The sequence below is a fragment of the Exiguobacterium sp. UBA3968 genome (assembly GCF_002385115.1).
Classification (GTDB): domain Bacteria; phylum Bacillota; class Bacilli; order Exiguobacteriales; family Exiguobacteriaceae; genus Exiguobacterium_A.
Genome location: NZ_DGCW01000008.1, coordinates 105,868 through 117,096, shown reverse-complemented (window position 1 = coordinate 117,096; position 11,229 = coordinate 105,868). Strand labels below are relative to the sequence as shown.

Sequence of the window (11,229 nt, the reverse complement as noted above, 5' to 3'; positions counted from 1 at the left end):
TGCGCTTTTCGTTTACTCTAAGGACGATTCGTCTGACTTGTTAGGTGCGAACCGGTGGGAAAAAAAGATCGTCGCACTAATTAATAAAAAGGACAGAATAGAGAGACTGAGACACATCCATTTATATGTAGCGACTAAAGTATCTGATTGTTGTAATTTTGCTTGAAGTGTCTTATACAAATCATCTTTCACACGAGATAAGTCCTCGAGAATCGTTTGTGTCGTTTGCGTCGTTTGTTTGGCAAGGCGCTTTGCTGCCGTTGGACTCTGACGCTCATAGACGACGAATACTCGTTCAATCTCGGACTCCCAGACATTATTGCGACGTAGTAAATCCTTGATTGCTCCTGGCGTGGTCGACGATTGATTTAGACTGTTTCGTAAATCATGAATTTTAGAAGTAGAAAAGTAATACTGTTCGAGATAACGACTATCTTCATACAATAAAAGACCACGCACCGCATTGGCACGATCTCGGTTATGTTCAACCAACTGGTCCACTTGATTGATTAACGGTATGTCATGATCCTTCATTTGCTCTGTTATCGTTGCAATCGTCCGATAACCGGATAGGGCGTAAATGATTGGGATAGAAGCGAATAAACTGATCAAAAGGATCAGCAGAATACGCTGACGCCAAAGTGAGTGCATGCAATCATTCCTTTAAATAAATAGACATGTCATAAGCTTAACTACTATCGCAAAAAAAGTGAAGCCTGTCCATTTTTTGAATAGGGAGAAGAAAGTAAAAAAATCAGTATTCCTAATAAAAAAGCAGGAAAGCTGGTGCAATACGAGAAGCTGTTTTAAAGTAAACGAAATAGAAAAAGCACAGCTAGGCTGCGCTTGAGTTTAAAACGAATACGAATGTTCCTTATAATTCCCAAAAACAGTATGGATTTCTGAGAACGTAACGAACGCGTTAGGTTCGACAGAAGAAACGATTTCTTGCAAACGGACGATTTCATTATTTTGAACGACGACATAGACCATTTTCTTCGTTCGGTTGGAGTATCCTCCCCGTGCATCAAGGATCGTCACACCACGACCAAGTTCTTTTGTGATGACTTCATTTATTTCATCCGCCTTTTCGCAAATAATGATACATTGCTTAGAAGCGGAATAAAAACTGTAAACCGTTTGAAGAGCTTTGGCGCGAACGAAGCTCATGATAAGAGCATACATAACGTGTTTCAAATCGAAGACCCACCATACCAAGATATAGATGACAAGATCTTGCATCAGAAATATGCGAGGAAGTGGCCAATTATGAAAACGAGCAAAGAAAAACTTTCCAAGAATATCGAGTCCACCAGTCGATGCGCCACCAAAGAAAATCAATGCCATTGCAAGACCAGAGACTAGACCGGCAAAGATGGAGGCAACAAGCGGATCATTCAACGACTCGGGAACGATCTGAGTCGGAATCCAGTCGATTAAAAAAGAAGAGGCAACGACAATGATGCCAGATAAGAACATGAATCGCTTTCGTAAGAAACGGAAACCTAAAAGGAAAAGGGGAATGTTTAAGAGCAATTGGGTTAATCCGATTGGAGTGTGGAAAAGCTCTTGAATGACAAGCGTGATCCCCATGATACCACCTGATCCGATATCATTTGGAGATAGTAGTAAGCTGATGTACAGGGAATACAGCAACGTACCTATGATTAAAAAACTGATTTTTTCAACTCTCTTTTTCTGTGGGTGTGTTGTAGTCATGGCATTATGATGAGTGACCTCATGCTCCTCCTTCTGTGAGTATCTGCCTGCAAGAGTACGCCCATATGCATAAAATTTCAACCCTTCTTATGAAAAAAGATGAAAAAGGGTAAGTTTTTTTAGGAAGGTGATGAAAATGAAGAAAACATTCTTGATTATAGGCTGTATTTGTTTAGGCGTATTGGTGGGGATTCGTCTTTTTCAACAACCAGACGAAGAAAACCAACAATCTATTTGGCATGATGGTGATCTCGTAGCGAGACAAGTCGGTGCTTCCATGATGAATACGGTAGCTGTTCGCCAATTAGCTGAACAACTCCCGTTTTCATCAGAATTAAAACAGGTAGATGTCGAAGGAGAGTCGTTACGGCTCGCTTATGACGTCACAGGCAAAGAACGGCGTGCTTGGATCGGGACCGATACTGGTACATTACAAATGAATCAGGATTTCTTGAACGCTCGCTTATCAAAAGTACTTATGCATCATACGCTCGTTTTATTTTCGACGATTCCTGACTTGACCAATCTTGAAATTCACTATACCGATCCCTATTCGAAAGCTGATTTTAAGATAGATCGTAGCGCGTTCGACATCTATACACCATCTGACATCGAACGCGCTACGTCATCGTCTGGACGTTTTAATCGTGTCGTCATCGATGGATATGTGCTTGATGCCTCCAGACGACAAACCTTTTTCGAGCGTTTCGCATCAGGATTTTCGATTCAAACTAATTAATTGTATAAAGCAAGAAAAGGCATTTTTCACAATCTCGACACAATGATATCGTTTACATCTCGTTCTTTTATGAAAACGATAAAACAGGTCGATTCAAGACTTGAACATCTCTTAAGATGGAAGTATCATAATAAATGAATAAACATTGTGAAGTGTTGAACAAAAGAAAGAGAGGTTTCTACAATGAACGAGGTAGAAGCATTAGAAGGATTACGGAATAAAGCAATCAAGTCGACACGTATGCTACAACTGCGTCCTCTCGAATACTTAGTTCGTGCCATGTTAGCGGGAATATTCATTGGATTTGCAATCATTTTTACCTTAAAAGCAATTAATGGGCTGTATATGGCAGAATCACCTGTCGCGACACTTGTCGGTGGATTGACGTTCGGAGTGGCACTCGTCTTGATCGTTTATGGCGGTGCAGAACTGTTTACAGGGAATACGATGTATTTCACGACGGCAACGATGCGCGGCTATACAACGAAGATGGATACGATGAAAGTCTGGTTGATTTGTCTGATCGGAAATGGTCTTGGAGGATTAGCATTCGCACTACTCTTCTCTCAAACAGGTATCTTACAGGAACTTGGAATGAACAATTGGTTGTTTGCTGTATCGGAAACAAAAATTCATCATTCGACGTGGGAAATCTTTACTCGGGCAATCTTCTGTAACTGGATGGTCTGTTTAGCAATTTTCATTCCGAAGAACATGAAGAATGAGTTAGCGCAAATCATGATGATGATGGTACTTGTCGCAGTCTTCTTCGCATCAGGATTTGATCATGTCATCGCAAATATGGCATTGTTCTCTATCGCATTAATCGTGCCACATCCGGATACGATTACGTTTGCAGGAGCCATGCACAATCTTTTACCGGCTTTAGCTGGGAATATCATCGGTGGAGCAGTCTTCATGGGAATGATTTATACGTGGTTGAATAAAGAAAAACTAGAAATAGATGAATCACGTCAATCTACGGCACCGGTTCATATCGCTTCTAAACAAAATGCATAATGAAAAAGCAGCTGTCGCGACAGCTGCTTTTTCATTCATTCCATATGTTGAAAGCGATCAACATCTGCGGCGAGTTCTTCGTAAATCGTCTCGACGATTTGTGCGTCATCAAAGAGTCCGAGGACGTTATCGTCCGGTAAGGCGTCAACAGGAGACGTAAAGTACAGAACTGCCGTTAGCAATAATTGTTCTTGCTCCGCATGCATCTCGAATTTTTTCTGATAGAGGGCACGAAGCATTTCGAGTAGTTGTTTTAATTGGAAATAAAGGACGAGTTCTGCCTCGCGTTCGATATCAGAACTTTCCGTAGACGCGATATCTTGTGTCAGATGTGCGAGTCCGATTTCTGCTCGAATCAACAATTCTTGTTGTGCTTTTTCATCACCGACGAGATCGAGTGCCTGTCGGTGAAAATACGTATAAGCTGATTTAAAATCTCCGGGTGTGAATTCCATGATGATGCCTCCTTCTCTTCTCTTTCTAGTTTCGCCTTATTTCTTGCAAAATTGCAACTATTTCGTGAAAATAAAGATACAAGAAAGGGGATTACATAATGCCGACACAAGCAGAATTACAACAGTACGCGTCTTTAGCAGTGCGTACCGGGATCAATCTACAGCCAGGACAACAACTTGAGGTGCGAGCGGGAATCGAGAACTTACCACTTGTTCGCGAAATCACACGTGTAGCATATGAAGTAGGTGCTACGCAAGTATATGTACAATGGTCAGATGATGAGATGACGAAAATCCGTTATTTTGATGCACCAGAAGACTCGTTTGATACATTCCCGGATTGGTTAAAAGCACGTTACGATCAGCTTGCAGAAGAAAAAACAGCATTCTTATCGGTCGTCAGCGAAGATCCAGATTTATTAAATGGTGTTGATTCAAGTCGAATCGCGCGTGCGAATAAAGCAGCTGGTATTGCTCTCGCCAATTGGCGAAAGTTCGTCATGAGTGACAATGTCAGCTGGTGTGTCGTAGCAGCACCTTCTGAAAGCTGGGCGAAGAAAGTATTCCCTGATGCAGAAGAACCGATTGAGGAACTGTGGGCAGCTATTTTGAAGGCAACACGTGCTGATCAAGCGGATCCGGTTGCTGCATGGGCGGATCATGATCATAATCTGCGTTCAAAAGCGAAATTCCTGACAGAGAAGAAATACAAAACATTGCATTATAAAGCGCCAGGAACAGAGTTATCAATTGAATTACCAGAACGTCACGTTTGGTTAGGTGGCGGTGGTCCGAATGCAGATGGTGTTGATTTTATCGCGAATCTGCCGACTGAAGAAGTGTTCACATTACCGAAGAAGACAGGTGTTAACGGTCATGTCTCGAGTACGAAACCACTCAGCTACAGTGGTAACTTGATTGATGAATTTACTCTTTGGTTCGAGGACGGAAAAATCGTCAAAGCGGAAGCGAAACAGGGGCAAGAAGCATTGGATGATTTAATTTCACTCGATGAAGGTGCCCGGTATCTCGGAGAAGTCGCGCTCGTACCACATCGTTCTCCGATTTCTGATTCAGGTATTTTATTCTACAATACGTTGTTTGATGAGAATGCTTCGTGCCACTTAGCAATTGGTCGTGCGTACTCGACGTGTCTTGAAAATGGTCCCAGTCTTTCAGCGGAAGAACTAGAAGCACAAGGTGCGAACGACTCGATGACGCATGTCGACTTCATGATTGGATCCGCGGATCTATCAATTGAGGGAGAACTTGCGGACGGGACGCGTGAATCAGTCATGCGTGACGGAAACTGGTCGATCTAAACGAATAAAAAGGTGAGTCCGAATACTGGGCTCACCTTTTCTAATTAGATTATTATCATGCTTCTTCCCCAATGATTTTTACTTCTGTCTCAAGTAAAATACCGAATTTTTCTTGGACGGTTTCTTGTACATGGCGAATGAGTGCAATGTAGTCAGATGCTGATGCGTTTTCGACGTTGACGATAAAACCGGCGTGTTTCTTTGATACTTCAGCACCACCGATGCGTGTTCCTTGGAGTTCACTATCTTGAATCAATTTACCCGCAAAATAGCCTTCTGGACGTTTGAAGACACTACCACAAGAAGGATATTCGAGAGGCTGCTTTGTTTCTCGTTTATGCGTTAGATCATCCATGACTTCCTTGATCAATGCTGGATCACCCTCCGTCAAAGCAAATCGTCCTTCGAGAATGATGTATTCTTTCTTTGAGAAACAACTCGTCCGGTATCCCAGTTCGAGTTCATCATGCGAAATGTTCAACAGATCCCCTTGTCGTGTCAAAACAGTGGCGCTATGAAGGCAATCTTTGACTTCTCCACCGTAGGCGCCTGCATTCATGATCAACGCGCCACCAATCGTTCCCGGAATCCCGCAAGCGAATTCAAGACCACTCAGTTGATGCGCATACGCAACACGAGACGCCTCGATGATTGCTGCGCCACTTTGAGCGACGAGTTCATGTCCTTCGACCGAAATGTCGGTTAACTTTTCAAACGAAAGAACGATACCGCGAATACCGCCATCACGTACGACGAGATTCGATCCGTTCCCGAGCAATGTCAAAGGGATGCCTCGTTCGTAAGCATATCTTACGACAAAAGCCGTTTCTTCATAAGACGTTGGGATGATGAAGAGATCAGCGATTCCTCCCATTTTTGTATACGTATGATATTTTAAAGGTTCATTGATCAGTACAGATTCTTTTGAAATGCCTTCATATAGCCCTGTCATTACTTGTTCAGTCATCATGGTCTCAGTCCTTTTCATAAATTCCTATCCAGCGCTTATGCGCTCAAAATATATTTTAACATTAATTGTGCAGTCGTTGTTCAACATACTGTTCCCAAAATACCGACTTATGCCGGGAATTGCAAGCACTAGGGAGTGAATGTCATCGATTAGTAATGAAAAACATCGCACAGGTAGAATAATAGGGAAGAGGAATGAAGGGAAAAGAACTCGGGAAAAGAAACATATAGAAGGAGGCGATGAGGATGGAAAGTGAACGATTATGGATGCGACCATTCGAAGAAGCGGATTTCAGCTTTTACAAGTCACTTGTTCAAAATGAGCAAGTCATGCGCTATATCAATGGTGGCGTTGCTCTGAGTGAAGATGAGGCACGAGAATGGTTCGATCGACAATTGGAACGATACTCGGATGAACGACAAACTGGTTTTTTGCTGTTATTCAAAAAAGAAACGAATGAACCAATCGGTTTCGCTGGATTATTGATGCAGGAAGTGGATGGAAAAGAAGAATTAGAAGTCGGTTATTGGCTCGAACCGAAGCACTGGAAAGTCGGTTATGGTCGTGAAGCAGCGAAACGTCTAATGATGGAAGCGTTTAATCGAGGGCATGATCGAATCATCTCGATCATTCATCCCGATAATCGTTCTTCTCAAAATGTCGCTCGCGCAAACGGTCTGAACTGGGAAAAAGATACGATTTTTAAAGACATTCCGGTCACGATATATGCTGGACAATTATCACGACTTTGTCGTAACTAAAGAGGAGAGTTTTTATGTACGCATTCGCATTTGAGTCTTTTCATCACATGACACCCGATACGTTATATGCATTGTTGAAATTACGAATGGATATTTTCGTCGTTGAGCAGGAGTGTGCATATCCGGAACTAGATGATCAAGATCAACAAGCCACACACCTGATCGTACGTAACGAAAGCGGTCAAATCGTTGGATGTCTTCGGATATACAACCATCCGACAAAAGGATTAGCGATTGGCCGGGTTGCCGTTCATCGTACTCACCGATCAGTTGGATTGGCAAAACAAATGATGGAGAAAGCGATGGATTATTTGCAGGAAAAAGCTACGATCTACTTACAAGCGCAAGCGCACTTAGAAGGGTTTTACGGGTCATTTGGTTTCGAAACTGTATCCGAACCTTATTTAGAGGATGATATTCCACATGTAGATATGCAGTTTTACGCAAAGGATTCTAAAAAAGACTTCACGTCGTCGAAGGATAAACCGATGAATAAGTAGAATGAACTTTTCTCGGAGGTGGATCAGTCATGAAGAAAGTGCTGGTCATTTGCGCGCTTAGTTTAATCGGTATCCTCTCTTTAGGAGTCGGTATTTCGTATGCTCAATTGCAAGGGAATTACCGTGATTCTGAGCAAGAATTGATGACGATTTTAGAGCGACAACATGATTTATCGGCTTCCTCCTTTCTTGAAGTGCATGCCTCCTTTTCTTTACAGCATCGGCAAATCATACACGTCCGCCTTCGTGGCGAGCCTGCCATCACATACGAATTCATCCAACCAAAGGATGAAATCGAATATTATGGATCTGTCGGAACAAGTGTTGAAAAGACAGGGAAGCACGATGACGTCTTTCGAAATGCTCATCTAAAAGTCGGGGAAAAATAAAAAAATGGAGGATCTTCCGGAAACAACGGAAGATCCTCCATTTTTTGCTTTTAAGACGATCGGATATTGCGTACACTACGAAGAGATACTGGAATGAGGAGGTCGAGGGAATTATGTGGAAACCCTTTACGAAAAATCAATCAATTGCTCCGGCGTTGCAAGCCTTTCGGGAACTTGACGTTGAGATGTTTCGGACGCACGTTGCTCAACTGAACGATGCGGAACAACGTGCCTTACAATTCATTAAACGATCGCTAGAGCAGGATTCACCTGCTCATTTAGAACTAGCACTGGAGATGAAACAACCGTTCAGCGAAATCGATCGTCTGTTCCAAACGCTTGTCGCGTGTCAAAATCGTCAGCAGTTACTCGAGATGCTATTAGCGCACGGTCTTGACGTCAATCAAGTCTACACACTTGAGGGTCATCGCTCCATCGTCCGGCAGCCGCTTCACTTTCCTGTAGGTCTTTATGCGGCGCGTCATCCAGAGCTATGGACACTTGTCGCTACAAAATTGGACGTTACCTACACAATGCATCTTCAACGCAGTGATCAATTCATGGAGACGCATGAATTAAATCTGCTTGATCTCGTCTTATTACTTGATATCGAAGAAGAATTGACGATTCGAGTGCTGGATCAGCTGAGCGAATGCAAAGCGACCGTTGGGCTAGCAGAACGATTACAGCGCCCGACTTCACCGTTGTTGTTCAAAACAATTGAGGCAAATGCCTATCTTCCGACGTTCGTTTATGCGAAACATTACTTTCCATTCTATGCGTTGATTGGACGACAAACGACGCTCTTTCCATCTTTATTAAAACGTGTGATGCAAGAGCCTGTTGCATCTGAAATCTGTAAGGATGCCTTGCTTGCTTTCCATAACCATCATCCTGGACTTGCTATGACAATGGGAGACGTCTACATCGAACAGTTATTCGGGATGGGTCTGGTGCTTCGTGACGTGGGGCACGTTGATTTTAGAAAAATGGATGCGGAGTATGTGTTACCTGAATACAGAGAGGTCGTCGATCGGTTAAACGATTAACGGGGGATGATCTGTACTAAATGTATGCCAATAAGAGGTTAACTGGATATCGCAAAACATCGTGGGACGATATAGTCGTAATACGTCTTGCTGTGTTGAAAGAAAAAAGACTTCAAACGTTTGAATGTTCGAACGTCGTAGTTTTTCCTGAAACGTATGGAGTATGCGACTTCCGTAGCCTTGACGTCTCAGCCCAGGTAGACAGGTGATTTCAAGAAGACGAATGTTCGGACCGAGTTTTTGAAATAAGAGTGTACCAACGACCAATTGCTTATCATAGACTAAATAAGGAACAGCTTTTCGTCTGATTAACTTTTCTAAATCAGCAACACTGTGAGGGAAGAAGTGGGTGGATCCTTTGAGGGCATCGTTACGAAGAGCCAGATACGTATCTTGATTGCGTTCATGAACAGCTTTCAAACGCAATGTGGCAGGTTGTCCGTCTGATAATCCGATCAAACGAAATTGTTCGGCATATAAACTGTAGCCAAGCTCTTTCCAAATCGAGGTTACAGAAAGGTCATGTGGTGGAGAAACTTGTACGTGAATTTGTCGACACCCTTGCCGAAGGGCATGTGTGTGTAATGAAATGGCGAGACGACGGAAGGCTTGAATATCATGAAAAGCTCCGTTCGTTAAACGAACGACATCATGTACGACATGATAGCCAAGTGTCGCCTGGATCTGATCAGACTCGAGGTAAATCCATTGACACTCTTCAAGAGGCTGAAAAAATGAAACATCATACGGCTGTTGATGAGAATGTAGAAGTTGATGGACGTATCGTCTTTGAACATGAGACAATTGACCGTAATACACGATAGGCAAATTAAATTCCTCCTTTAAGAAAGTGAAGATGGTTGCATCTCACTTTTATTTTACAGGAAATAAAAGGTATTTATATCTTTTGTTTCAAATAAAAAGTAGATGGATTCCTGAAGATAAGAAAGAATCGAGGCAAAAATATCATGAAGTATTTTTGGATCATCATTGGGTTATCAGGATTTCTAATCAGTGCGGATACATTGACAGTAGAAGCACGTGATTACGATGAACCGGGCGTGAGTAGTTCGACGACGTATGGTAATTATGGAACGGAAGACCATATCATCGTTGATCGAAAAGAACCAATTTATGAAGGATTCGATTCACCAAACGATATGGCATTTTTATTTGCCTGTATTGCTTTACTGGCAACGGTTGGACTTGGAATCGTTAATGCTTCTGATTGAGATGAATCTGCTCTGAGCCACGAGAATACAAAAAAGCAAGTGACGCTGTCCGTCACTTGCTTTTTTGTATAGTATGAGTGGTTAGGAAGAGAAGGATCCTTAAAAATGAATACGTTTTTTACGTCCGACGCGCTCTATACGATCATGCTCTTGTTCTAGTCCAGCGCGCTCGAGGAGGTCGAGATAATAACGAAAAGGAGTCGAACGATGCGAAAAGTAAGGAATATATTCTGTGAACAGCATTGTCTCCGCTCGTTCTAAGGCTCGTAGGGAAATCAGGGCATGCAACTCTGCAAAGCGAATTTCTTGATAAGTGGATAAAGCATCTGCATCGATTCGGACATGTGACTGTAGTTTTTTTGCATGCACGTTCAAGCAATTGATATAGGCTTCTTGGTGTTCTGCTGTCTCACAGTGGGCAAGTACGGCAAGTAAAAGATCACTGCGTTCGGTATCAACGTCCATTGGAACTTTCAAGGCAGTATAGAGCGCGCGTTCCATCCAGTCGATGCCATGACTATCATTTTTATAATAACCGACTAATTCTTGAAAAAAATCGACTTGTGAGACTTTTAATAGTCGAAAAGGATCGTTACTTAAAAATAAAGGTTCTTCTCCGGCAGCTGACGAAAGAAGAAAGAAAAACTCCTCAAAGGCAATCTGGGTTCCATTTTTGCGATGTGCATAATGGCGTAAATGCTTCAGCAAACGTTTTGCGGTAATATACCAATTCTTTTGTTCGCGAAGCGGTACGATTGGGTTTGGCTCAAGGTACTGTAAGTCGTATGCCAATTGGATGAACCGATCTGTCTGTGCGATGGTTTGTTCGACGGTCGGTTGTTCCTGTTCTTTTTGCAAATCCTTATACTTCACGAACTGTGTCAACATGGCGTCAAACTCTTTCTCTTCGATGACTTGTCTCGGAAGTTGACGATAGATTTCGACGATGATATCGCGAAGGGTCGTATCGCCATACTGTTCCAATAAAAGACGTAGTTTCCGTATTCTCATGATCGACCTCCTTCGCCAAAAAAGCACAGTACAACACTATTCATTTCCCGCTTTTTTCATAA

14 protein-coding genes are annotated in these 11,229 nt (G+C 42.5%); 8 read left to right on the top strand and 6 right to left on the bottom strand.

The annotated features are described in order from the left end of the window. Nucleotides 1–12: 12 nt before the first annotated feature. Both B3S86_RS14510 and B3S86_RS14505 read right to left on the bottom strand, forming a co-directional pair. Complete coding sequence (locus tag B3S86_RS14510; RefSeq protein WP_035412493.1) at nt 13–651, bottom strand: CHASE3 domain-containing protein; 639 nt, start codon at nt 649–651, stop codon at nt 13–15. 201 nt (nt 652–852) lie between these two features. Continuing rightward, nucleotides 853–1,719, bottom strand: coding sequence for a YitT family protein (locus B3S86_RS14505; RefSeq protein WP_035412496.1), 867 nt, complete (start codon nt 1,717–1,719; stop codon nt 853–855). A 136-nt stretch (nt 1,720–1,855) separates the two neighbouring features. Here B3S86_RS14505 and B3S86_RS14500 point away from each other — a divergent pair, with 136 nt between their 5' ends. Together B3S86_RS14500 and B3S86_RS14495 are read left to right on the top strand one after the other, a co-directional pair. After that, nucleotides 1,856–2,458: a hypothetical protein gene (locus B3S86_RS14500; protein WP_290754038.1), complete on the top strand. Its 603-nt coding sequence runs from the start codon at nt 1,856–1,858 to the stop codon at nt 2,456–2,458. Nucleotides 2,459–2,641: 183 nt separating this feature from the next. Next, nucleotides 2,642–3,478, top strand: coding sequence for a formate/nitrite transporter family protein (locus tag B3S86_RS14495; protein WP_035412502.1), 837 nt, complete (start codon nt 2,642–2,644; stop codon nt 3,476–3,478). Between the two features lie 35 nt (nt 3,479–3,513). Here B3S86_RS14495 and B3S86_RS14490 read toward each other — a convergent pair whose 3' ends face one another. Continuing rightward, nucleotides 3,514–3,933: a YkvA family protein gene (locus B3S86_RS14490; RefSeq protein ID WP_035412504.1), complete on the bottom strand. Its 420-nt coding sequence runs from the start codon at nt 3,931–3,933 to the stop codon at nt 3,514–3,516. Between the two features lie 98 nt (nt 3,934–4,031). Here B3S86_RS14490 and B3S86_RS14485 point away from each other — a divergent pair, with 98 nt between their 5' ends. Beyond that, a complete protein-coding gene (locus tag B3S86_RS14485) occupies nt 4,032–5,255 on the top strand; it encodes an aminopeptidase (protein WP_290754033.1) in 1,224 nt (407 codons plus the stop codon). Nucleotides 5,256–5,310: 55 nt separating this feature from the next. On the opposite strand, the gene murB is transcribed toward B3S86_RS14485, so the two are convergent. Then, nucleotides 5,311–6,225: a UDP-N-acetylmuramate dehydrogenase gene (murB, locus tag B3S86_RS14480; RefSeq protein ID WP_214856439.1), complete on the bottom strand. Its 915-nt coding sequence runs from the start codon at nt 6,223–6,225 to the stop codon at nt 5,311–5,313. A 245-nt stretch (nt 6,226–6,470) separates the two neighbouring features. Between murB and B3S86_RS14475 the strand changes: the two genes are divergently transcribed. The 4 genes from B3S86_RS14475 (at nt 6,471) to B3S86_RS14460 (ending at nt 8,924) form a co-directional block, all read left to right on the top strand. Beyond that, entirely contained in the window at nt 6,471–6,986 is a 516-nt protein-coding gene (locus B3S86_RS14475) for a GNAT family N-acetyltransferase (RefSeq protein ID WP_035412512.1), read from the top strand. A 14-nt stretch (nt 6,987–7,000) separates the two neighbouring features. After that, on the top strand, nt 7,001–7,486 hold the full coding sequence (locus B3S86_RS14470) for a GNAT family N-acetyltransferase (protein ID WP_052019161.1): 486 nt from the start codon (nt 7,001–7,003) through the stop codon (nt 7,484–7,486). Between the two features lie 29 nt (nt 7,487–7,515). Beyond that, nucleotides 7,516–7,875, top strand: coding sequence for a hypothetical protein (locus B3S86_RS14465; RefSeq protein WP_035412515.1), 360 nt, complete (start codon nt 7,516–7,518; stop codon nt 7,873–7,875). A 113-nt stretch (nt 7,876–7,988) separates the two neighbouring features. Continuing rightward, entirely contained in the window at nt 7,989–8,924 is a 936-nt protein-coding gene (locus B3S86_RS14460) for a hypothetical protein (RefSeq protein WP_035412518.1), read from the top strand. On the opposite strand, the gene B3S86_RS14455 is transcribed toward B3S86_RS14460, so the two are convergent. Further along, nucleotides 8,913–9,743 carry a GNAT family N-acetyltransferase gene (locus B3S86_RS14455; RefSeq protein WP_349677890.1) on the bottom strand — a complete coding sequence of 277 codons (831 nt, stop codon included), beginning with the start codon at nt 9,741–9,743 and terminating at the stop codon, nt 8,913–8,915. The genes B3S86_RS14460 and B3S86_RS14455 overlap by 12 nt on opposite strands. A 149-nt stretch (nt 9,744–9,892) precedes the next feature. On the opposite strand from B3S86_RS14455, the gene B3S86_RS14450 reads away from it, so the two are divergent. Next, nucleotides 9,893–10,156, top strand: coding sequence for a hypothetical protein (locus B3S86_RS14450; protein WP_035412522.1), 264 nt, complete (start codon nt 9,893–9,895; stop codon nt 10,154–10,156). A gap of 99 nt (nt 10,157–10,255) precedes the next feature. Here B3S86_RS14450 and B3S86_RS14445 read toward each other — a convergent pair whose 3' ends face one another. Beyond that, nucleotides 10,256–11,167: a hypothetical protein gene (locus tag B3S86_RS14445; protein ID WP_290754018.1), complete on the bottom strand. Its 912-nt coding sequence runs from the start codon at nt 11,165–11,167 to the stop codon at nt 10,256–10,258. Between the last annotated feature and the right edge of the window lie 62 nt (nt 11,168–11,229).

Coding starts and splice junctions, on each gene's coding strand:
- B3S86_RS14505 (WP_035412496.1), bottom strand. CDS start 1,719: ATGACTACAACACACCCACAGAAAAAGAGAGTTGAAAAAATCAGTTTT.
- B3S86_RS14475 (WP_035412512.1), top strand. CDS start 6,471: ATGGAAAGTGAACGATTATGGATGCGACCATTCGAAGAAGCGGATTTC.
- B3S86_RS14445 (WP_290754018.1), bottom strand. CDS start 11,167: ATGAGAATACGGAAACTACGTCTTTTATTGGAACAGTATGGCGATACG.
- B3S86_RS14500 (WP_290754038.1), top strand. CDS start 1,856: ATGAAGAAAACATTCTTGATTATAGGCTGTATTTGTTTAGGCGTATTG.
- B3S86_RS14510 (WP_035412493.1), bottom strand. CDS start 651: ATGCACTCACTTTGGCGTCAGCGTATTCTGCTGATCCTTTTGATCAGT.
- B3S86_RS14460 (WP_035412518.1), top strand. CDS start 7,989: ATGTGGAAACCCTTTACGAAAAATCAATCAATTGCTCCGGCGTTGCAA.
- B3S86_RS14450 (WP_035412522.1), top strand. CDS start 9,893: ATGAAGTATTTTTGGATCATCATTGGGTTATCAGGATTTCTAATCAGT.
- B3S86_RS14490 (WP_035412504.1), bottom strand. CDS start 3,933: ATGGAATTCACACCCGGAGATTTTAAATCAGCTTATACGTATTTTCAC.
- B3S86_RS14465 (WP_035412515.1), top strand. CDS start 7,516: ATGAAGAAAGTGCTGGTCATTTGCGCGCTTAGTTTAATCGGTATCCTC.
- B3S86_RS14470 (WP_052019161.1), top strand. CDS start 7,001: ATGTACGCATTCGCATTTGAGTCTTTTCATCACATGACACCCGATACG.
- B3S86_RS14495 (WP_035412502.1), top strand. CDS start 2,642: ATGAACGAGGTAGAAGCATTAGAAGGATTACGGAATAAAGCAATCAAG.
- murB (WP_214856439.1), bottom strand. CDS start 6,225: ATGATGACTGAACAAGTAATGACAGGGCTATATGAAGGCATTTCAAAA.
- B3S86_RS14485 (WP_290754033.1), top strand. CDS start 4,032: ATGCCGACACAAGCAGAATTACAACAGTACGCGTCTTTAGCAGTGCGT.